The sequence below is a fragment of the Streptomyces sp. NPDC090127 genome, assembly GCF_044746945.1.
In the GTDB taxonomy this organism is placed as follows: domain Bacteria; phylum Actinomycetota; class Actinomycetes; order Streptomycetales; family Streptomycetaceae; genus Streptomyces.
In genome coordinates this window covers 405,839-426,502 of the sequence record NZ_JBIVDE010000003.1, presented here as the reverse complement: position 1 = coordinate 426,502, position 20,664 = coordinate 405,839, and the positions used below count along the sequence as shown (strand labels likewise).

The 20,664-nt window shown below is 72.6% G+C and carries 15 protein-coding genes; 4 read left to right on the top strand and 11 right to left on the bottom strand.

What is annotated here, in order from left to right:
• Positions 1-75: 75 nt before the first annotated feature.
• The 9 genes from ACIPPS_RS13020 to paaK all read right to left on the bottom strand — a co-directional run bounded on the left by ACIPPS_RS13020 (position 76) and on the right by paaK (position 13,107).
• Positions 76-2,958: a glycoside hydrolase family 2 TIM barrel-domain containing protein gene (locus ACIPPS_RS13020; RefSeq protein ID WP_401430345.1), complete on the bottom strand. Its 2,883-nt coding sequence runs from the start codon at positions 2,956-2,958 to the stop codon at positions 76-78.
• A 68-nt stretch (positions 2,959-3,026) separates the two neighbouring features.
• Positions 3,027-4,004 carry a hydroxyacid dehydrogenase gene (locus ACIPPS_RS13015; protein ID WP_401431396.1) on the bottom strand — a complete coding sequence of 326 codons (978 nt, stop codon included), beginning with the start codon at positions 4,002-4,004 and terminating at the stop codon, positions 3,027-3,029.
• A gap of 86 nt (positions 4,005-4,090) precedes the next feature.
• Complete coding sequence (locus tag ACIPPS_RS13010; RefSeq protein ID WP_401430343.1) at positions 4,091-5,026, bottom strand: carbohydrate ABC transporter permease; 936 nt, start codon at positions 5,024-5,026, stop codon at positions 4,091-4,093.
• On the bottom strand, positions 5,023-6,009 hold the full coding sequence (locus ACIPPS_RS13005) for a carbohydrate ABC transporter permease (RefSeq protein WP_401430341.1): 987 nt from the start codon (positions 6,007-6,009) through the stop codon (positions 5,023-5,025). The genes ACIPPS_RS13010 and ACIPPS_RS13005 overlap by 4 nt, the downstream gene beginning before the upstream one ends.
• Positions 6,010-6,097: 88 nt before the next feature.
• Positions 6,098-7,405, bottom strand: a complete 1,308-nt coding sequence (locus ACIPPS_RS13000) for an ABC transporter substrate-binding protein (protein ID WP_401430339.1) — start codon at positions 7,403-7,405, stop codon at positions 6,098-6,100.
• Between the two features lie 126 nt (positions 7,406-7,531).
• Positions 7,532-8,623: a substrate-binding domain-containing protein gene (locus ACIPPS_RS12995; protein ID WP_401430337.1), complete on the bottom strand. Its 1,092-nt coding sequence runs from the start codon at positions 8,621-8,623 to the stop codon at positions 7,532-7,534.
• Between the two features lie 160 nt (positions 8,624-8,783).
• The gene (locus tag ACIPPS_RS12990; protein WP_401430335.1) at positions 8,784-10,409 is read right to left on the bottom strand and encodes a glycoside hydrolase family 13 protein; all 1,626 of its coding nucleotides are present in this window, start codon (positions 10,407-10,409) and stop codon (positions 8,784-8,786) included.
• Positions 10,410-10,444: 35 nt separating this feature from the next.
• Positions 10,445-11,626 carry an ROK family protein gene (locus tag ACIPPS_RS12985; RefSeq protein WP_401430333.1) on the bottom strand — a complete coding sequence of 394 codons (1,182 nt, stop codon included), beginning with the start codon at positions 11,624-11,626 and terminating at the stop codon, positions 10,445-10,447.
• 194 nt (positions 11,627-11,820) lie between these two features.
• Complete coding sequence (gene paaK / locus ACIPPS_RS12980) at positions 11,821-13,107, bottom strand: phenylacetate--CoA ligase PaaK (RefSeq protein ID WP_401430331.1); 1,287 nt, start codon at positions 13,105-13,107, stop codon at positions 11,821-11,823.
• Between the two features lie 199 nt (positions 13,108-13,306).
• On the opposite strand from paaK, the gene ACIPPS_RS12975 reads away from it, so the two are divergent.
• The 3 genes from ACIPPS_RS12975 to ACIPPS_RS12965 all read left to right on the top strand — a co-directional run bounded on the left by ACIPPS_RS12975 (position 13,307) and on the right by ACIPPS_RS12965 (position 17,087).
• Positions 13,307-14,131 carry a GNAT family N-acetyltransferase gene (locus ACIPPS_RS12975; protein ID WP_401430329.1) on the top strand — a complete coding sequence of 275 codons (825 nt, stop codon included), beginning with the start codon at positions 13,307-13,309 and terminating at the stop codon, positions 14,129-14,131.
• A gap of 242 nt (positions 14,132-14,373) precedes the next feature.
• Positions 14,374-15,555, top strand: coding sequence for an FAD-dependent monooxygenase (locus ACIPPS_RS12970; RefSeq protein ID WP_401430327.1), 1,182 nt, complete (start codon positions 14,374-14,376; stop codon positions 15,553-15,555).
• Positions 15,555-17,087, top strand: a complete 1,533-nt coding sequence (locus ACIPPS_RS12965) for a hypothetical protein (RefSeq protein ID WP_401430325.1) — start codon at positions 15,555-15,557, stop codon at positions 17,085-17,087. Before ACIPPS_RS12970 ends, ACIPPS_RS12965 begins: the two co-directional genes overlap by 1 nt.
• A gap of 30 nt (positions 17,088-17,117) precedes the next feature.
• On the opposite strand, the gene ACIPPS_RS12960 is transcribed toward ACIPPS_RS12965, so the two are convergent.
• Together ACIPPS_RS12960 and ACIPPS_RS12955 are read right to left on the bottom strand one after the other, a co-directional pair.
• The gene (locus tag ACIPPS_RS12960) at positions 17,118-17,918 is read right to left on the bottom strand and encodes a pentapeptide repeat-containing protein (protein WP_401430323.1); all 801 of its coding nucleotides are present in this window, start codon (positions 17,916-17,918) and stop codon (positions 17,118-17,120) included.
• A gap of 98 nt (positions 17,919-18,016) precedes the next feature.
• Positions 18,017-19,639 carry an acyl-CoA synthetase gene (locus ACIPPS_RS12955; RefSeq protein ID WP_401430321.1) on the bottom strand — a complete coding sequence of 541 codons (1,623 nt, stop codon included), beginning with the start codon at positions 19,637-19,639 and terminating at the stop codon, positions 18,017-18,019.
• Between the two features lie 177 nt (positions 19,640-19,816).
• Here ACIPPS_RS12955 and ACIPPS_RS12950 point away from each other — a divergent pair, with 177 nt between their 5' ends.
• Positions 19,817-20,617, top strand: a complete 801-nt coding sequence (locus ACIPPS_RS12950) for a crotonase/enoyl-CoA hydratase family protein (RefSeq protein WP_401430319.1) — start codon at positions 19,817-19,819, stop codon at positions 20,615-20,617.
• The last annotated feature ends 47 nt before the right edge of the window (positions 20,618-20,664 follow it).

Sequence of the window (20,664 nt, the reverse complement as noted above, 5' to 3'; positions counted from 1 at the left end):
GATCGGACGGGGCGGGGCGAGGGGGACGGACGGGCCGCCCCCTCGCGGCGGGCGGGCGGTACTGCCGGGCGCCGCTCAGCGCGGACGGAGGACCAGTCGGAGCGCGACGGGTCCGGCGCCCGACGTGTGCTGCGGCAGCGGCCCCGGACCGCAGGACGCGGTCCCGATGCCGTGGTGCGCCACGTCGAGATGGACGTGCACCCGGTCGCCGGGCACGAGGTCGGTGGTGTGCCGCGCGGCCTCCAGGTCCGCGCTCGTCCAGCGGCGGACCGTGAGGTCGTACGAGGGGAGGCCGCCGATCAGCAGTCCGCCGCCCGCCCCGGTGAGCAGGGCCCGGCGGACCGCCCGCCGGTTGCCGTTCTCCTGCGGGCGCACGTAAGGAGTCTGCAGCTCGTCGACCGTGTGCCGGTAGCGGCCGAGCCGCGCCGCGGCGGTCGTGTCCCGGTACGCCTCCCCGGGCCCGAGGCCGTACCAGTCGACCGTGTCGATCCAGCCCGGCAGCGAGAAGGCGAGGCCGACCCTGGGCAGCGGGCACGGCCACGCACCCTCGGGAGCGATGTCGGCGTCCAGCCAGAGCCCCCGGCCGTCCGAGCGCCAGCGATAGGTGGCGAGCACGGCGTGGTCGGCCCCCGCGGGCGCCGTCCGCGTGCGGACCGTCAGCCCCTCGTCCGTCGCCCGGACGCCGAGCACCTTGGTGGTGAGCCGGTGCAGGCCGGCGGCGCGCCAGCGGTCGGCGACCCGGTCGCCGAGCAGGTCGTTGTCGGTCGGCGCCCGCCACAGGTCCAGCCGGAGCGCTCCGACATCGAGCCCCCCGACGGCGCGGAGCCGCCCGTCGAAGGCGTCGAACACGGCAGGTCCGAGGGTGACCCGGCCTCCGGCGCCCGATGCCGCCGGGAGAGCGCGGTCAGGTTCCGGGGCCGACGCTGCGGGGGCGAGGACGCTCTGGCCCCAGGCGATCTCGTGGCCCGCCGGAGCCCAGAGCTCCGGAGCGGCGAGCTCGGCGACGACCGTCAGGGCACGCTCGGCCTCCTTCCGGGGCACAAGCTCCGGCAGCGGGAGGCTCGAGCGCTCGCCGGGCGCGAGCACCGGGACGTCCAGCACGCCTTCCCCGACCCGTTCGCCGTCGTCCTCGGCCCACCAGCGGAAGCGCAGGTGGGACGTGTCCCGGAAGTCGTGGCCGTTGCGGACCTCAACGCCTCGCCCGTCGCCGAAGCCGATCGTGACCGGCTCGATCACCTTCTTGTACTCCAGGAGTCCGGGGGAGGGGGTGCGGTCGGGGAGGACCAGTCCGTCCGCGACGAAGTTGCCGTCGTGCACCGGCTCCCCGAAGTCGCCGCCGTAGGCGTGGTACACCCGCCCGTCCTCGGTCCGCCGCGCGATGCCGTGGTCGATCCACTCCCAGACGAAGCCGCCCTGGAGCCGCGGAAAGGTCTCGAACAGACGCTGGTACTCGCTCAGCCCGCCCGGCCCGTTGCCCATGGCATGCGCGTACTCGCACAGGATGAACGGCAGGCCGCGCCGGTGCGCGTCGAGCGACGGGTCCCGCGTCGGCGGTTCCTCGCCCCGGCCGATCCGTTCGGTCTCCGCGTGGTCGGCGTACATCCGGCTGTAGACGTCGACGTACCCGCTGTCCTCGTCGCCCTCGTAGTGGACAGGGCGCGACGGGTCGCGGGTGCGGGCCCACTCCGCCATCGCCGCGAGGTTCTCTCCGGTACCGCTCTCGTTGCCGAGCGACCACATGAGGATGCTCGGATGGTTCTTGTCGCGCTCGACGACCCGCCGCATCCGGTCGAGCATGGCCTCCCGCCACCGCTCGTCGCCGCTCGGGTTGCCGCGCCAGCCGACCTGCTCGAAGCCGTGGGTCTCCAGGTCGCACTCGTCGACCACCCACAGCCCGTACACGTCGCACAGATCGAGGAAGTCGCTGCTCGGCGGATAGTGGCTGGTGCGCACGGCGTTGATGTTGTGCCGCTTCATGAGCAGCACGTCCCGGAGCATCGTCTCGTACGAGAGCGTCCGGCCGGTCTCCGGATCCCACTCGTGCCGGTTGACCCCGCGCAGCAGCAGCGCACGGCCGTTGGCCTGCAGCAGGCCGTCCTGGACGACGATCCGCCGGAAGCCGATCCGCACCGGGATCCGCTCGCCCGCCGCGGTCAGTTCGCCCTCGTACAGCCGCGGCTGCTCGGCGTTCCACGGCTCGACGTCCGCGAAGGTGTGCGGGCCCGCGGGGTCGGCGTCGACGAGGCCGAGCTCCGGTACGGAGAGCCTGGCCGGGCCCGAGGTGTCGACGGACAGGGTGCCGGTGCCGGTGGTGTGGTCGAAGTCGGCGTGGACGAAGAAGTCCTCGACGCAGCCCTCGGGCCGGGACAGCAGTCGTACGGGACGGAAGATCCCGGACAGCCACCACATGTCCTGGTCCTCCAGATAGCTGCCGGCCGACCACTGGTGGACGCGTACGGCGACGACGTTGCGCCCGGGGCGCAGCGCCCGCGTCGCGTCGAACTCGGTGGGGACACGGCTGCCCTTGCCGTCACCGAGCCGGACTCCGTTGAGCCAGACCGCGAAGCAGGAGTCGACGCCGTCGAAGCGCAGCACGTCGCGTCCGGCGGGCCATCCGTCGGGGAGCGTGAAGTCCCTGCGGTACTCGCCCGTCGGGTTCTCGTCGGGCACCCGAGGCGGGTCGATCGGGAAGGGGTAGGTGACGTTCGTGTACGCGGGGGAGCCGACGCCCTGGAGCTGCCAGCAGGACGGTACGGGCATCCGGTCCCAGACGGAGTCGTCGAACGAAGGGCCCTCGAAGCCCGGGGTGAGGTCTCCGAGCCCGGCGGCGGCCCTGAAGCGCCACTCGCCGTCCAGGCCGATGCCTGGCGCGTCCGAGGTGAAGGCGGCCCGCGGCGCCAGCCGGCCACGGCCGGGGGAGCGGTCCTCGACGTAACGGGTGTCGTACGGCTGGTGCATGGCGGGTCCTGTGGGGTCTTCGGGCCGGGCGGCGGCAGACGGCGGCCGCCCGGCCGGAACGGTCGTCGTCAGGCCGAGCGGGCTTGCTCGTCGGGGCCCACGCCATGGGCGAGCGGCCGGCCCTCGGCGTAGCGCTGCACCTCATCGGTCGCCCAATGGGCCATCCGCACCAGCTCGTTGCCGAGCGAACCGGCGATGTGCGGAGTGAGCAGGACGTTGGGCAGCGTGTAGAGCGGCGAACCGGGGGGCAGCACCTCGGGCTCCGTGACGTCGAGCACGGCATGGACCCGGCCGGCCAGCAGCTCCTCGGTGAGCGCCTCGGTGTCGACGAGAGAGCCGCGGGCGGTGTTGACGAGCGTGGCCCCGTCCCGCAGCAGCGCCAGCCGCCGCCGGTCGAACATGTGCCGCGTCTCCGGGAGTTGCGGAGCGTGGATGGAGACCACACTGCTGCGCCGCACGAGCTCGTCGAGCCCGACGGAGCGGGCGCCGAGCCTCTCGGCCTCCTCCGGCTCCACGTACGGGTCGTACAGCAGGACCTCGAAGTCGAAGGGGCGCAACAGCTGGAGCACGCGGCGGCCGACCCGTGACGCGCCGACGATGCCGACGGTACGGCGGTGGTTGCCGTGGCCCTCGAAGTACGGCAGCAGGGGCACCGCGGCGCGGGCCTCTCGGTAGACCCGCGCGCTGTCGAGGATCCGCTTGCCGGAGAAGAGGATCGTGGCGAGGGTGAACTCCGCGACCGGCAGCGCGTTGGCCCCGGCCGCGGTGGACACGGCGATGCCGCGCTCCCACACGGCCTCCGTGACGTGGTGCTTGACGGACCCGGCGGCATGGATGACGGCGCGCAGCCGGGGCATCGCGCGCAGCGCGTCCGCGGTGAGCCGCGGGGCGCCCCAGTGGGTGAAGAGCACCTCCGTGTCGGCGAGCGCGACCGGGTCCGCGTCGCCGAAGTCGCTGACGAACCGGCCGGTGTCCACGGCCGCGACGCGTGCCAGCCGGTCGAGGGCGCCTTCGGCGAGGAGCTGGGCGTGGATGCCGGCCCCCATGGCCAGCAGGGCGCGCGGGCGGTGCGCGGGGGCCGCCGGGGTCGTGTGGTCGTCGGTCAGGACGGAGCCTTCCGGTACGGGCACGGTCACTTCACCGCGCCCGCGGTGAGGCCCGAGCGCCAGAAGCGCTGCAGGCAGACGAAGGCGATGATGAGCGGGACGACGGCCACCAGCGAGCCGGTGATCACGAGGGAGTAGAACTCGGGCTGCAGCTGAGTGGTGCTGTTCCACATGAACAGGCCGAGGTTGACCGGGTAGAGCTTGTCGTCGTTGAGCATGACCAGCGCGCCGAAGAAGTTGTTCCAGCTTCCGGTGAAGGAGAAGAGGAAGATGGTCATGAAGCCCGGCGAGAGCATCGGCAGCGCGATCCGCGTGAACGTGCGCAGTTCCCCGGCGCCGTCCACACGGGCGGCCTCCAGCACCTCATTGGGCACGTACCCCTCGGAGAAGACCCGGGCGAGGTAGACGCCGAACGGGTTGACCAGCGCCGGCAGCAGCAGCGCCCAGTACGTGTTGACCAGGCCGACCTTGGATGCCAGCAGGTACATCGGCAGCTGGATCACCGTGGCGGGGACGAGGAGGCCGCCGAGGACGATCCCGAACAGCTTCTCCTTCCCGCGGAACTCGTACTTGTCGAAGGCGTAGCCGGTGGCGACGCACAGCAGCGTCGAGGCGGCCGAACCGATCACCGAGTAGATGACGCTGTTGCCGAGCCAGCGCAGGTAGATGCCCTCGTTGAAGGTGAAGACCGCGGCCAGGTTGGAGAAGAGGTTGAAGTCGGCGAAGGCGAAGCCGTCGCTGGCGAAGAGGTCGCCGTGGTCCTTGGTGGCGGCGAACAGCAGCCAGCTGACCGGCATCAGCATGTAGAAGGAGGCGAGGAGCAGCACGCCGTTGACGACGCCCTTGGAGAGCAGGCTGCCCGGGCGCTTCGGGCGGGGCTCGCGGCGCTCGACCGCCGTGGCCGGCGCGCCGGCGCGGGCGTCGGCGGCCGTGGGTTCCTGGATGACCGTGTGAGTACTCATGCCGCCTTCCACCGGTTTCCGATCGTGGTGACGAGGTACGAGAGCAGGACGCCGAGGGCGGCGAGCAGGAGGGACGCGGCGGCGGCGAGGCCGTAGTCGTGCTGGAGGAAGGCCGCTTTCCAGATGTACATGGTGGGCGACCACTCGGTGTCGATGGCGGCGGTGCCGCGCTGGCCGAGGAGCTTGGGCTCGGTGAACAGCTGGATGGCGCCGACACAGGTGAACAGCACGGCCATCACGACCGCGGAGGCGATCATGGGCACCTTGATCTGCAGCGCGGTGCGGATCGGCCCGGCCCCGTCGATGTCCGCGGCCTCGATGAGTTCGCGGGGGATGGCCTGCAGGGCGGCGTAGAAGATGATCATGTTGTACCCCATCCACTGCCAGGCGGTGAGGTTCACGATCGACGAGAACACGTGGTCGGAGCTGAAGAAGTCCCACGACCCCCCGCCCGCCTCGATCCAGTCGAGCACCGGGCTGAGCCCCGGGGTGTAGAGGTAGATCCACAGGATCGAGGCGATCAGCCCGGGGATGGCGTGCGGCAGGAAGAGCGCGAGCTGGAAGAAGCGCCGGGCGCGCGCCACGGCCGAGTCGATCAGCAGTGCGAGGGTGAGCGCCCCGCCGATCATCACCGGGATGTACAGCGTGCAGTACGTGGCGATGTGCAGGAACGACGCGCGGAAGCCGGCGTCCGAGAACGCCCTGACGTAGTTCTCGACGCCCGTGAACATCCGCTCGGTGCCGCCGAAGCCGAGCCCGGACGACTGCTCCGTGAACAGGCTCATCCACACCGCGTAGACGATGGGCGCCGCCGTCATGGCGGCGAAGAGCACGAAGAACGGGACGACGAACAGGGCGGCTGCGGCGCGCTGGTTGCGCCTGAGCGGGGAACTGCCTTGACGGGTGCGGCCGGTGCGCGGGCCGCCGGTCCGGCTGCTGCCGGCCGTGGGCGGGGGTGCGGCCTTCGCGAGTGGTGCTGCCACGGGTGCTCCTTGGCGTGTGGGCGCGGCGGGTCCGGGGAGGGGGCGACGGGGCCCGGCCGGGGTCAGGAACCGGCCGGGCCCCGCCGAGTCACTCGGCGAGCTTCAGACCGCGCTCCTGGATGCCCGTCCTGGCCTTCTCCTGGCCGGCGGTGACACCGCCGGAGAAACCGGACGCGCCGCTCGCGTCCTGGATGGCGGTGTAGACGTCCATCTGGTTCGGGCCCCAGGTCCAGCCGGGCACGATGGTGTCGACCTGCTCGGAGGCCAGCTTGTAGAGGTCCTGGCCGTTGAAGTACGCGGTGTCGAACTTCGCGGCCGCCACGGCACGCATCTCCGGGTTGGCCGGCAGGGCGCTGCTGGGCTTCGACGCGTCACTGAGCCGGGCCTTGACCGCGTCGCCGTTGGTGGTGATCCACTTGATGAACTCGGCCGCGGCCTCGACGTTCTTGCTCCCCTTGAGCACGCCGTAGGAGCTGCCGCCGTAGTTGCCGCTGGCCGGGGTGCCCCAGTTCGGCATCGGCGCGGCGGCCCACTTGCCCTTCAGGTCCGGCAGGTTGGTCGTCATGCCGGCCGCGGACCACGAGGCACCGAGGATGGAGAGGGTCTTGCCCTCGATCCGTGCCTTGGTCTCCTCCGGGCTCCAGCCGGTGTAGGACTGCACGAGGTCGTTCTTGCGCAGGTCGTCCCAGTACGCGGCGACCTTCTTGGACGCGGCGTCGTCGACGCCGGGCTTCCACGCGTCGCCCTCGGTGCTGAACCACTTGCCGCCGGCCTGCCAGGAGAGGGCCGCGAGCAGCGCGGGGTCGGCCGTGGTCATGTTGGCCAGACGGACGCTCTTGTCCGCCTTCTTGACCTTCTCGGCGGCGGCTCTGAACTCGTCCCAGGTCGTGGGGACCTCGATGCCGTACTTCTTGAACAGGTCGGTGCGGTAGTAGTAGATCTGCGGCGCGGCGTCGAACGGAACGGTCCAGGTCTTGCCGCCGAAGGTCACCAGGTCCTGGATCGCCTTGGGGAACTTCTCCTTGACGGTGTCACCCGCGTGCTCCGTCAGGTCGACGAGGTTCCCCTGGCTCGCGAACTCCGGGACCATCTGGTACTCGATGGTCGCCACGTCCGGCGCGTTGCCCGCCTTCACGCCGTTGGCGAGCTTGCCGTAGCCCTCCGCGCCACCGGGGATCTCGGTGAACGTGACCTGGATGTCCTTGTGGGTCCGGTTGAACTCCTCGACCGTGGCCTTCGCGCCACCTGTCCAGGTCCAGTAGGTGAGGGTGACCGGCTTGCCGTCCGAGGCGGCGTCGGACGAGCCCTCGCCGCCGCCGCACGCGGTGGCGAACAGGCCGAGAGCGGCGAGGGCGGCGGTGGCGGCTATACGGAACGAACGTGAACTGCGCGGCATTGCACGGCTCCTACGGAAACCTCGATGGGGAGAGAGGCGAACGAGGCACATCTTTTTCGCCAACTCGATCACCGTCAAGAGCAAACGCACAAGACAATCAAAACGATCGCATCACGATCAACAAGCTCATCCGGCGTCCGGGGACCCCTGGAGGGCTCCACAGGAGGCCCGGACCCGCAACTTCGGCAGCAGGTCCATGTGTTGGCGCGGCTCCGGCTCCCGGCCCGCGCTCCGCTCGGCCAGCCGCTGGAGCAGCAGCTTCGCCGCCAGCTCGCCGACCGCCTGCTTCGGCGGGGCGATCGCCGTCAGCGGTACGTCCGCGAGCGCGGCCACCTCGTCCTCGTACGCGATCAGCGCGAGGTCCTCCGGAACGCTGATGCCACGTGCCTGCAGCCGGGGCACCAGCACGATCGCGTCCTCGTCGCTGTGCACCAGGGCCGCCGTGACGCCGTGCCGCCGGACGGCCTCGACGAGGTACTCGGCGACCTCGTCGTACTCCTCCATCGAGGTGCGGACGAACGGCGAGCCCGGGACGGTCGCCAGGCCCATGGACCGCGCCGCGTTCAGGAACCCGGCGGTGATGCCCGCCGCGTGCGGGCCGTCCTGGAGCACGGCGGCGACCGAACGATGGCCCAGGGACGCGAAATGGCTCACCGCCAGCGCCGCGCCGTGCGCACGGTCGGTGCGCACCCGGTCGAGCAGGGCCGCCGGATTGACGGCCGGCGCCGTACGCTCCACCAGCACGGTCGGCGCCTCGCAGGCCATCAGCCACGCCTCCTGGCCGTCGGCGGGCGCCCCGCCGAACCAGCTGGGCGCCACCAGCAGGCCCTCGGCGCCGCTGGTCAGCAGGTGCTCGGCCTGGACCGGATCCTCGCTGTCGACGTACCCGGACACGCCGAGCACCAGCCGGCCTCCCTGCGCCTCGACGGCCTTGCGGGCCCCGCTGACGACGTCGCCGAAGATGTATCTGGTCGTCGGCACGATCATGCCGATCACCCGGCCACCGGCGTCCGGCTGCTCCGCGCGGGCCTCACCCGGCCAGACGACCGCGCCGTGCATGCGCTGCACCTTGCCCTGGGCGGCGAGGGCGTCCACGTCCCGCCGCAGGGTCACCGCGGAGACACCGAGCTCGGCCGCGAGTTCGGTGACCCGGATGCTGCCGCGTGCACGGACGAGTTCGAGTACCCGGTCGTGGCGATGGTCGACATGGTGTCGCATGGCTCCCCCTGGAGCGGTACGGAGGCGTCACCGTACGCCTTTGGCCGCTAGCGTATCGATCGATTGCGATCGAATCGATCAGAAAGGGGAGTGCGGAGAATGTGAAGGTGAGCGCCGAGAGGGTGGAGCCCCCTGTTCTGCTCGGGGGGAAAGAGCGCGGCTAGCGGGCGGTGTCCTCCTTCGTACGCAGCCACACGGCGCAGTCCGCGGGCAGGGTGCCACCGTTCAACGGTCCGCTCGCCAGCAGCACCTCGTCGTGGGCGGGCAGGTCCACGTCGGTCTGCGCGAGGTTGACGACGCAGGTGAAGCCGCCGGGCCGGGTGAACGCCAGGACCCCGTCGGACGCCGGCAGCCACTCCATGCCGCCGTCTTCGAGGGCGGGCAGCGTACGGCGCAGGTGCAGCCCGGCTCGGTACAGCTCCAGGGTCGAGTCCGCCGCTCCGCTCTGCGCGGCGACGGTGGAGCTCTTCCAGGCGGGTGGCTGGGGCAGCCACGGCTCGGCGTCCGCGCCGTCGGGGCTGAAACCGAACGGCGGCTCGTCGCCGTCCCACGGCAGGGGCACCCGGCAGCCGTCGCGGCCCAGGTCCGTCCCCCCGGACTGGCCGAGGGTGGGGTCCTGGCGCAGGGCGAGCGGAATGTCCTCCACCTCCGCCAGACCCAGCTCCTCGCCCTGGTAGACGTAGACGCTGCCGGGCAGCGCGAAGGTGAGCAGGGCCGCTGCTCGGGCGCGACGGGTCCCCAGGTCGAGGTCGACGGGCAGGCCGTGCCGCCGCTCGGTGTACGAGGTGTCGGCCCGGCCGTAACGGGTGGCGGGCCGGGTGGTGTCGTGGTTGCCGAGGACCCAGGTGGCCGGGGCGCCGACGGGGCCGTGCAGCGCGAGCGTCTCGTCGATCACCGAGCGCAGCGCGAAGGCGTCCCAAGGCGCCTGCATGAAGGGGAAGTTGAAGCCGGTGTGCAGCTCGTCGGGGCGGAGGTAGCGGGCCAGGGAGGCCGGAGGCACCCACAGCTCGCCCACGAAGACCCTGTCCCCGTCGTAGGTGTCCGCGATCCGGCGCCAGGCGCGGTAGATCTCGTGCACCTCGGGCCGGTCGCTGTCCGGCACGGGAGCGCCCTCGGGCAGGGACGCCTTGTCGGGCAGGCCGTCCTGTTTGATCAGGAGCGAGGCGACGTCGATGCGGAAGCCGTCCACGCCCCTGTCGAGCCAGAAGCGCAGGATGTCCTCGAACTCGGTGCGTACGAGCGGGTGGTTCCAGTTCCAGTCCGGCTGCTGCGGGGCGAACAGATGGAGGTACCACTCACCGTCGGCGGCCCGGTGCCAGGCCGGCCCCCCGAAGGCGGACTGCCAGTCGTTCGGCGGCAGTTCGCCGTCGACGCCCCTGCCGGGCCGGAAGTGGAAGAGCTCCCGCGCCGGACTTCCGGGGGTGGCCGCGAGGGCCCGCTGGAACCAAGGGTGCTGATCGGAGCAGTGGTTGGGCACCAGGTCCACGATCAGACGCAGCCCGTGGCCGTGGGCCTCGGAGATCAACGCCTCGGCCTCGGCCAGGGTGCCGAAGACGGGATCGACAGCGCGGTAGTCGGCGACGTCGTAGCCGGCGTCCGCCATCGGGGACACGTACCAGGGAGAGATCCACACCGCGTCGCACCCGAGGTCGCGGATGTGCGCGAGACGCGCGCGGATCCCTGCGATGTCGCCGATCCCGTCGCCGTTCCCGTCGGCGTAACTGCGCGGGTAGATCTGGTAGATGGCGGCGCTCCGCCACCAAGGTGCGGGAAGTCGGTCAGCCATGAAGAGGGGCCTCTCTGCTCGTCGTCGCCGGCGCGTCAGGCACCGGCGACGGGTCCGGTGAAGATCTCCTGCAGTGCCACGGCGGCGGCGCCGCGCGCCCACGCCTCGTCCGGCAGCGGACGGACGACCAGGTCGACCTCGTCCGCGGGCAGCAGGACGCGGTCGGCGAGCGTCGCGCGCAGGGCGTCGGCGAACAGGTCCAGGCCGGCGACGCCCTCGCCGCTGAGGACGACGCGTCGCGGATCGGCGAGGTTCACCAGCGCGGCGATCCCGGCTCCCATCGCCTCCCCGGCCCGGCTGAACGCGGCGACAGCCGCCCGGTCGCCGGACCGCGCCAGCGTCGCCGCGGCCCTGATGTCGAGGCCGCCCGGGCCGCCGTTCTCGGCGATCGAGGCGAGCACGGCGGCGTCGGCGGCCAGCGTCTCCACGCACCCCCGGTTGCCACAACGGCACGGCCGCCCTCCCGGATCGACGACGAGATGACCGAGCTCGCCCGCGCCGCCGCGCGCCCCACGCATCAGCCGCCCGTCCATGACCAGGGCGCTGCCGACCCCGGCGCCCAGGGTGACCACCGCGAACCACGGCACGTCCACCCCCGCGCCGAACCACTGCTCGGCCACGGCCAGGGCGTTGACGTCGTTCTCGATGACGGTACGCAACCCGGTCCGCTCGCCGATCAGATCGGCGAGCCCTGCATGCCCCCAGCCGTACATCGCCGACGGGCGCACCGACCGCCGCGCCGCGTCGACCGGCGCGCCCAGCGCGACACCCACGTCGAAGGTCCGCGTCCGGAAGGCGGCGTCCTCGTCGAGCAACTGCCGGACCACCGACGCCACCCCGGCGACGACTCCTCGCGCCGTGGAGGAGTCGAGCGCCACCCGCCCCTGCGCGACGACCCGCCCCGAGAGGTCGGCCACCACGCCGACCGCCTCGCGCGGAGTCGCCTTGACGCCCAGGGCGAAGCGGCGGTCGGCAGCCAGGCGCAGCGGGACGCGCGGTCGGCCGTGCCCTCCGGCGCCCTTGCCGTCCTCGACGACGTAACCGGTCTCGATCAGGGGCGTCACCAGCTTCGTGACCGTGCCCTGCGACAGGCCGGTGCGCTCGGCGATCTCGCTGCGCGCGATCGGCCCCTTGGTCACGATCGCGCCGAACACCGCCACCCGGTTGCGGTCCCGGCCGACGGAGCGGTCCGCACGCCCGGCGCTGCGACCTGTCATCTGATCACCCCTGCTCAGGCCGCCCCCACGGCACATCCGCCGACGGGCCTGTCGGCCGGCGGCAGGCAGAAGTCTGGCCGTCGCGACTTTCTTTCGTCAAGAAAGAAAGAGGGGCCCGCTTCCTGCCGCACGATCCGGAAGGCACTCCCTGGCACTGACCGAGGGCAATGATCAGCCCTGACCGGGGTCCGCGGTCAGCCCTGCCTGAGGTCCACGATCCGCTTGATCTTGCCCAGGGACCGCTCCAGCGTCTCGGGGTCGACGACCTCGACGCCGACCGAGACGCCGATGCCGTCCTTGCAGGCCGCCGCGATGGACCGGGCCGCTTCCGCGCGCTCGGCGGCGGTGGCGTCCGGGCGGGCCTCGGCGCGGATCGTCAGGGCGTCGAGCCGGCCCTCCCGCGTCAGCTTCAGCTGGAAGTGCGGGGCGACGCCGGGCGTGCGCAGCACGATCTCCTCGACCTGGGTGGGGAAGAGGTTCACCCCGCGCAGGATCACCATGTCGTCGCTGCGGCCCGTGACCTTCTCCATCCGCCGGAACACCCGTGCCGTACCGGGCAGCAGCCGCGTCAGATCCCGCGTGCGGTACCGGATCACGGGCATCGCCTCCTTGGTGAGCGAGGTGAAGACGAGCTCGCCCTCCTCGCCGTCCGGCAGCACCTCGCCCGTGAACGGGTCCACGACCTCCGGGTAGAAGTGGTCCTCCCAGATGTGCAGCCCGTCCTTGGTCTCCACGCACTCCTGTGCGACGCCCGGGCCCATCACCTCCGAGAGTCCGTAGATGTCCACCGCGTCGATGGCGAACCGCTCCTCGATCTCCCGCCGCATCGCCTCCGTCCACGGCTCGGCGCCGAAGATGCCCACCTTCAGCGAGGTGGTCCGGGGGTCCACGCCCTGCCGCTCGAACTCGTCGAGCAGCGTCAGCATGTACGAGGGCGTCACCATGATGATCTCGGGCCGGAAGTCCTGGATCAGCTGGACCTGGCGGGCCGTCATGCCGCCCGAGGCGGGGATGACCGTACAACCGAGCCGCTCGGCGCCGTAGTGCGCCCCGAGCCCGCCCGTGAACAGGCCGTATCCGTACGCCACATGGACCTTGTGGCCCGGCCTGCCGCCCGCCGCGCGGATCGAGCGGGCCACCACGTCGGCCCAGGTGTCCAGGTCGCGCTCGGTGTAGCCGACGACGGTCGGCCGACCGGTGGTCCCGCTGGATGCGTGGATGCGCCGGACCTCGGACTGGTCGACGGCGAACATCCCGAAGGGGTACTGGTCCCGCAGATCGGTCTTGACGGTGAAGGGGAAGCGGGCGAGGTCGGCGAGCGAGCGGCAGTCGTCGGGGTGCAGTCCGGCCTTGTCGAACGACTGCCGGTAGAAGCCCACGTGGTCGTACGCGTGCCGCAGGGTGGACCGCAGGCGCTCCAGCTGGAGCGACGCCAGCTCCTCGCGTCCGAGTCGTTCGCCGCTGTCCAGCAGATCCGTCATGCCGCGCACACTCCCGTTCATTCGCCCTGAACTCGTACTGAAACGGGCGACCGATCATTCGGTAGACCCCTTCGGGGTCAGTAAATCGGCCCGGACCCGGTCCCTGGCAAGGGGGTGGCGTCGAATTTCTTCGGCCCGGGCCGTCGGGACACGGAAATGCGATTGCCGTCCGCCGACCGCAGGTGCTGGAGTCTGCGCCATGGACCACGACGCACTCGCCGGCCCTCGCCGCGACCACGCGGCGACACTCGCCCGGTACGACCGTCAGCTGCGCCTCGGGGCCCGCCCCGACGGGCCCGGGGTCCGCGTGGAGCGCGTCGGCCCGGTCGTACGGCAGACCGGCCCGGCCCACGTCTGGAACGGCATCCTGTGGTCCGGGATCCAGGAGCAGGGCGACACCGACGCGGCCGTCGCCGAGCAGATCCGGCACTTCACCGCCCTCGGGCTGCCCTTCGAGTGGAAGGTGTACGGCCACGACGGCCCGGCCGGCCTCGCCGGCCGCCTGCTCGCCGCCGGGTTCACCGCCGAGGAGGAGGAGACCCTGATGGTCGCGGAGGCGGCCGCGCTGCCGACCTCCGTGGAGCTGCCCGACGGCGTCGAGCTGGTCCCGGTCACGGACGCGGCCGGGGTGGAGCTCGTGACGCGGGTCCACGACCGGGCCTTCGGCGGCGACAGCTCCCACATCGGCCGCCAGCTCCTGGACCGGCTGGCCACCGCGCCCGGCACCGTCGCCGCCGTGCTCGCCATGGCCGACGGCGAACCCGTCAGCGCCGCCCGCCTGGAGCTCTGTCCCGGCACCGACTTCGCGGGACTGTGGGGCGGAGGCACGGTCGAGGCCTGGCGGGGCAGGGGCCTCTACCGCGCGCTCGTCGCCTACCGCACCCGCATCGCCGTCGAGCGGGGCCACCGCTACGTCCAGGTCGACGCGGCCGCCACGAGCCGCCCGATCCTGCTCCGCCTCGGCTTCACCGCCCTGACGACGACCACCCCCTACGTGTACGTCCCCCAGGTCCCCCAGGGGTAGGCCCTCAGGGGGCAGCTCCGCGGGGGCAGGCTTCAGGGGGCAGCTCCCTGGGGGCAGACCTCCAGGGGGCAGGCCCTCAGGGGGGCAGGCCCTCAGAGGCAGACCCGGGCGCCCCCGCCCGCGCGTTGACACGCGTGTATCGACATGTTGCTATGGGGCGCCGCTCAGCCGTCCTGCGCCGCGTCCCGTCCCCCTTCCGCCCGTTCCGCACGCGGCGGAGCCCAGCTCCTGAGCGAGGAACCATGCCGCAGCGCGCCGCCACCATCGTCGGCGGCGGCATCGGCGGCCTCGCGACCGCCGTCGCCCTGCACCGGCGCGGCTGGCGCGTCGAGGTCCTGGAACGAGCCCCGGAGTTCACCGAGATCGGCGCCGGGATCTCGCTCTGGCCCAACGCGCTGCGCGCCCTCGACGCCCTCGGTCTGGCCGGCACCGTGCGGGACCTCGGCGCCGTCGAGGCCTCGGGCGGCGTACGCGACCACAAGGGGCGGTGGCTGTCCCGTACGGACACCGCCGAACTCGTACGCCGCTTCGGCCACCCCCTCGTCGTCCTGCACCGCGCGGACCTGCTGCGGGCGCTCGCCGAGGCGCTGCCCCCGGACCGCCTGCGCCCCGGCAGCGAGGTGACCGCCGTCCGCGACGACGCCCACGGCCCGGTCGTCGAGCACCACCACGGCACGTCGCGGTCCGACGTCCTCGTCGCCGCCGACGGACTGCACAGCACCGTCCGCCGGGCGCTGTGGCCCGACGCGCCCGAGCCGCGCTACGCCGGATACACCGCCTGGCGCATGGTCACCGAGCCCCTCGCCGAGCCGCCCGCCGAGGGCGCCGCGACCTGGGGCCGCGGTGAGAGGTTCGGCTACACGGCGCTGCCGGGCGGCCGCATGTACTGCTTCGCGACCGCGTCACTGCCGCCGGGAACGGCCTCCGGCTCGACCGAGCACGCCGAACTGCTCCGCCGGTTCGGGTCCTGGCCCGACCCGATCCCCGCCCTGCTCGCCGCCGTCCCCGCCGACGCGGTGCTCCGTCACGACCTGTACGAACTGCCCCCGCCGGCCTCCTTCGTCCACGGCCGGGTCGCGCTCCTGGGCGACGCCGCGCACGCCATGACCCCCAACCTCGGCCAGGGCGCCTGCCAGGCCCTCGAGGACGCGGTCACCCTCGCCGCCTGCCTCGACGGCGCCCCCGACACGCCCGCCGCACTCCTCGCGTACGACCGGCTGCGCCGTCCGCGGACCCGGTCCGTCGCCCGCCGCTCCGCCCGCCTCGGCACGATCGGCCAGCTGGCATGGCCGCCCGCCGCGCTCGCGCGCGACATCGCCGCCCGGCTGACGCCGGAGCGGGTGACCCTGCGATCCATGACGTCGGTGCTCGGGTGGACCCCGCCCGCCGACGCGACGACCGCGACCGAGAGCGAAGGCCGCTGATGCCGGACTGGACGTACCACCCCCTGCGCGGCGCGGCCGCCGCCGTCGTCGGCAGGCGCCGCTCGCAACGCGCCGCGCTGCGGCTCCTCGCCACCATCGGCTCCCGCCCCGCCGGCGCGCGGCTGATCGCCCGGGGCTTCGGGCACCGCCACCCGCCCGAGCACCTCGCCGGCGAGATCGCCGGCGTGCCCGTCACCGTCCGGCTCGGGATATCCGTCCCGCCCGCGCTCGCCCGCGACACGGTCCGCGCGATGGCGCCGCTCGGCGCCGGCGTCGTCGAGGTGTCACCGGTCTCGGCGGCGGACGTCGAGGCGGTGCGCGAGGCGGCCGTCGGCCGCTCGATCCCGCTGGTCGTCCGTACCGCCGACCCGGAGGCCGCGACCGCTCTCGGCCCCCACGTCGACGGTTTCACGAGCGTCGACGATCCCCATGTCGCCCTGGTCGCCGACCCGTCGGTCACCGCCGCCGCCCTCGCGCTGGACGGCCCGAAGACGGTCGTGCTCGCCCGGCCCGGGGTGCTCGTCGAGGCGGGGCCCGGCTGGTTCGCCCGGGTCACCGAGGCCGCCACGCCCACCTCGCCCGCCCCGGGGCTACGGGACGTGGGCCGTGACCCGCGGCGCTGGCCCGCCTGGGTGTGGGCGCTGCTCGTCGGACTCGGCATGATCGGCGCCGGACTCGGCGCCGCGGCGATCACGCTCGGGCCGGTGCTGCTCTGGTACGACCGCGACTACCTCGGCATGACGCTGCACGAGCTGCACGCCGCCAACCACCACCTCGTGCACTTCCTCCAGCACGACCGGATCACGATGGCCGGCACGATGGTGTCGATCGGCGCCCTCTACACCGGTCTCGCCGTGGGCGGCATCCGACGCGGCAGGTCCTGGGCCCGTGACGCGTACCTGCTCTCCGGTGCCATCGGCTTCCCCACCCTCTTCTACTTCCTGGTCACCGGCTTCGTGGAGCCCCTCCACACCGCCACCACCCTGGTGCTCTTCCCGATGTTCGTGCTCGCGGTCCGCCGGGCCCCGCGCACCCTGCGCCGACGGCCGACGCCGGAGGGCCCGGAGCGGGAGCGGCGACGGGCCCTGGTGGGTCAACTCCTGCTCATCGTCACGGGAACGGGTCTGTTCGTCGGCGGCACGGTCATCTCGGTGGTCGGCCTGACCGGTGTCTTCGTCCCCAGCGACCTGGTCTTCCTGGGCGCCGACACCCAGGCCCTGGAGGCCGTGAACCCCCGGCTCGTCCCGTTCGTCGCCCACGACCGGGCGGGCTTCGGCGGCGCCCTGATGGCCGCCGCCGTGGCGATCACGCTGATCAGCGCGTGGGGCTGGGGGCGCGGCGAGGCCTGGGTGGTCTGGTCCCTGGCGACGGCGGCCGCCTTCGGCTTCCTGCCCGCCGTCCTCGTGCACGGCGCGATCCACTACACGGACTTCCTCCACCTCGCGCCCGTGTACGTCGGCATCCTCACGACCACCACGGGCCTGCTCCTCGCCCGCCCGTACCTGTGCGCGAGGCCCGCGGCGGAGAGCTAGGCGGGCGACGCCCTAAGGAGGACGAGGTGTCTAGCCCCAGTGGGCGGGCCGCTCGAAGGTGTCCGGAAGGCGGGTCGTCGCGTCGCCGCGGGCCGCGTTCAGCTGGGGCTGGGTGAGGAACAGGGCGTCGGTGAGGTCCGCGCCCGACAGGTCGGCGTCCCGGAGGTCGGCGCCGATCAGGTCGGTCAGGGACAGGTCGGCGCCCTTCAGGTCGGCGGCGATCAGGAGCGCGCCGCGCAGGTCCGCGCCCCGGAGCTTGGCGCCGCGCAGCCGGGCGCCGATCAGGTCGGCCCCGCGCCGGCTCCTGGTCCTGGCGCCCGCCGTCGCCCGCACCAGGGTGCTGGTCTTCAGGAGCAGCGGGTTGACCTCGGCGCGTACGGCGGCGACGTCCAGCTTCTCCAGCCCGTCCGCCGAGCCCTCGGCCAGCCGCTCCACGCGCGCGAGGCAGGCGCGCAGCTCCGCGTGGACCGGGCGCGCGGCGGGCCTGGCGAGGGCCTCGGTGAGATAGCGCAGCAGCTCGTGGAGCTGGCGCATCACGGGGAACACCTCGTACATCTGCCGCGCGGTCTCCGGCGCCTCGCGCCAGGAGACCCCGCCGAAGGTGACCAGGGAGACCTTCTGGCCCGCGCCGAAGCAGTCGTACACCGTGCAGCCCGAGAAGCCGCTCGGCCGCAGCCGGGTGTGGATCCCGCAGCGGAAGTCCTCCTGGAGGTTCCGGCACGGTTCCCCGGAGGCCTTGTTCACGGCGAAGTCCGCGGACCTGGCGAAGGGGAGGGCGACACAGCACAGTCCGAAGCAGTTCGAACAGTCGCCTCGGAGGGTCTCGGGCATGGGGCAGGGGTTCCTTCGTGGATGGGAGTGAACCCACCGTATCGCGCCGTCGGCGACATTGGTTGCGAAGATCATCCGGCAGCGCGCACGACCCCCTCTTAGAGGGAGTCCGCCGCGGCGGCGACGGACCGGGCCCAGCGGTAGTCCGCCTTGCCGCTGGGGGAGCGCTGGATCGCGTCGGTGAGGACCAGCTGGCGAGGGATCTTGTAGCCCGCGAGGCGGGTGCGGCAGTGGGTCTGTACCGTCTCCAGATCGAGCGCGGGAGCCCCGGCGCGCAGCTGCACGACCGCCGCCACATGGTTGCCCCACGTCGCGTCCGGCACACCGGCGACCAGCGCGTCGTACACGTCAGGGTGGGACTTCAGCGCCTGCTCGACCTCCTCCGGATAGACCTTCTCGCCACCGGTGTTGATGCACTGCGAGCCCCGGCCGAGGACCGTCACGATGCCGTCCTCGTCGACGGTCGCCATGTCGCCGAGCAGGACCCACCGCTCGTCGCCCTTCTGGAAGAAGGTCTCGGCGGTCTTCGCCGGGTCGTTGTAGTAGCCGAGCGGGACATGGCCGCGCTGCGCGAGGCGCCCCGGTTCGCCCACCCGCACCGGCTCGTACGTCACGGGGTCCACGACCTGCGTCCGCGCGTTGACCTCCAGGCGGAAGCCCTTCTCCGGTCCGGAGTCGTCCGTCGCCTTGCCGTTGGAACCGGACTCCGAGGAACCGAAGTTGTTCAGCAGCAGCACGTTCGGCACGAGCGCCTGGAACTGCGCCCGTACCGTCTCCGACATGATCGCCCCGGACGACGAGACGCTGAACAGCGAGGACAGGTCGGTCCCCTTGAGCGGCCCGTGCAGCGCGTCGATCAGCGGCCTGAGCATCGCGTCGCCCACCAGCGACACGCTGGAGACCTTCTCCCTCTCGATCGTGCGCAGCACCTCCACCGGGACGTACTTGCGGTGGATGACCACCCGCTGGCCGTAGTTGAAGGCGATGAACGAGGTCAGCGTCGACGTCCCGTGCATCAGCGGGGGAGCGGGGAAGAAGGTGATCCCGGCGCCGCCCGCCGCGACCCGCTCGGCCAGTTCCTCGGGCCGCTTGACCGGGTCACCCGCCGGGTCCCCGCCGAAGAGACCGGCGAAGAAGAGGTCCTCCTGGCGCCACATGACGCCCTTCGGCATCCCTGTCGTGCCGCCGGTGTAGATGATGAAGAGGTCGTCGCCGGAGCGCGGCGCGAAGCCGCGCTCCGGCGAACCGGCCGCCTCCGCGTCCGTGAACGCCACGCAGTCCAGCGGGGGCGCGCCCTCGTGCGGGGTCCCCACCCGCACGAGGTGCCGCAGCTTCTCCGTCTGCGGCGCGGCCGCCGCGACCCGCTCGGTGAACTCGGCGTCGAAGACCAGCGCGGCCAGGTCGGCGTCCCGGTAGAGGTAGACCAACTCCTCCTCCACGTACCGGTAGTTCACGTTGACCGGCACGATCCGGGCCTTCAGGCAGGCCAGGACGGTCTGGAGGTACTCGATCCCGTTGTACAGGTGCAGGCCCAGGTGTTCCCCCGCCCTGATACCGGAGTCGATCAGATGGTGGGCCAGCCGGTTGGCGGCGGCGTCGAGCTGCGCGTACGTGAGCCGGCGCTCCGCCCCCGTGCCCGGGTGGTCGACGTAGACGAGCGCCTCGCGCTCCGGGACCACGTCGACGACCGACTCGAACAGGTCGGCAAGGTTGTACTCCACCGTTCCTCCTGACCCCGCTGGTCGTCCAGGCCCGAACTGACTCGGCGGTCATTAGAGCGCCGGGCGGCGGAGGTGGGAAGGGGGCGCGCAGAAGAATCTGACTGAGTGTCAGAAAACTATTGAACTGGACCCGCACCTCCTGCAACCTGTTCTAGGTCTGGAGACGGGAGGACGTCCATGGGTGGGACCGAACACCTCACGGTGCAGCGCGAAGGCGCCACACTCGTGCTCACACTCAACCGACCGGAGGCCAAGAACGCGCTCTCACTGCCCATGCTGGTCGGGCTCTACGACGGCTGGCTGGAGGCCGACGCCGACGACACGATCCGCTCCGTGGTCCTCACCGGCGCCGGCGGCTCCTTCTGCGCCGGGATGGACCTCAAGGCGCTGGCGGGCACGGGCATGGCGGGCGAGCAGTACCGGGACCGGCTCAAGGCCGACCCCGACCTGCACTGGAAGGCGATGCTGCGCCACCACCGCCCGCGCAAGCCGGTCATCGCGGCCGTCGAGGGCCACTGCGTGGCCGGCGGCACCGAGATCCTGCAGGGCACCGACATCCGGATCGCGGGCGCCTCCGCCACCTTCGGGCTCTTCGAGGTCAGGCGCGGCCTGTTCCCGATCGGCGGTTCGACCGTCCGGCTGCCGCGCCAGATCGCCCGCACGCACGCGCTCGAAATGCTGCTGACCGGGCGCCCGTACGACGCGGAGGAGGCCGCCCGGATCGGTCTCGTCGGCCGGGTCGTCCCCGCCGGGACCGCGCTGGAAGCGGCCCTGTCCGTGGCGGAACAGATCAACGCCTGCGGTCCGCTCGCCGTCGAGGCCGTGAAGGCCTCGGTCTACGAGACCGCCGAGATGCCGGAGACGGACGGCCTGGCGGCCGAACTCGCCCGTGGCTGGCCGGTCTTCGACACGGCCGACGCGAAGGAGGGCGCGCGGGCGTTCGCGGAGAAACGGGCCCCGGTCTACCGCCGGGAGTGACGTTTCCCTCGCCCGGCCCCGCCCGCGCCGTCCCGCGCCGTACCGCC

What these genes read in the sequence shown, in the direction of transcription:
- ACIPPS_RS12950 (WP_401430319.1), top strand. Translation starts at nt 19,817, where the DNA reads ATGGGTGGGACCGAACACCTCACGGTGCAGCGCGAAGGCGCCACACTC.
- ACIPPS_RS13020 (WP_401430345.1), bottom strand. Translation starts at nt 2,958, where the DNA reads ATGCACCAGCCGTACGACACCCGTTACGTCGAGGACCGCTCCCCCGGC.
- ACIPPS_RS12965 (WP_401430325.1), top strand. Translation starts at nt 15,555, where the DNA reads ATGCCGGACTGGACGTACCACCCCCTGCGCGGCGCGGCCGCCGCCGTC.
- ACIPPS_RS12970 (WP_401430327.1), top strand. Translation starts at nt 14,374, where the DNA reads ATGCCGCAGCGCGCCGCCACCATCGTCGGCGGCGGCATCGGCGGCCTC.
- paaK (WP_401430331.1), bottom strand. Translation starts at nt 13,107, where the DNA reads ATGACGGATCTGCTGGACAGCGGCGAACGACTCGGACGCGAGGAGCTG.
- ACIPPS_RS13015 (WP_401431396.1), bottom strand. Translation starts at nt 4,004, where the DNA reads ATGGGGGCCGGCATCCACGCCCAGCTCCTCGCCGAAGGCGCCCTCGAC.
- ACIPPS_RS12975 (WP_401430329.1), top strand. Translation starts at nt 13,307, where the DNA reads ATGGACCACGACGCACTCGCCGGCCCTCGCCGCGACCACGCGGCGACA.
- ACIPPS_RS12995 (WP_401430337.1), bottom strand. Translation starts at nt 8,623, where the DNA reads ATGCGACACCATGTCGACCATCGCCACGACCGGGTACTCGAACTCGTC.
- ACIPPS_RS13000 (WP_401430339.1), bottom strand. Translation starts at nt 7,405, where the DNA reads ATGCCGCGCAGTTCACGTTCGTTCCGTATAGCCGCCACCGCCGCCCTC.
- ACIPPS_RS13010 (WP_401430343.1), bottom strand. Translation starts at nt 5,026, where the DNA reads ATGAGTACTCACACGGTCATCCAGGAACCCACGGCCGCCGACGCCCGC.
- ACIPPS_RS12990 (WP_401430335.1), bottom strand. Translation starts at nt 10,409, where the DNA reads ATGGCTGACCGACTTCCCGCACCTTGGTGGCGGAGCGCCGCCATCTAC.
- ACIPPS_RS12985 (WP_401430333.1), bottom strand. Translation starts at nt 11,626, where the DNA reads ATGACAGGTCGCAGCGCCGGGCGTGCGGACCGCTCCGTCGGCCGGGAC.
- ACIPPS_RS12960 (WP_401430323.1), bottom strand. Translation starts at nt 17,918, where the DNA reads ATGCCCGAGACCCTCCGAGGCGACTGTTCGAACTGCTTCGGACTGTGC.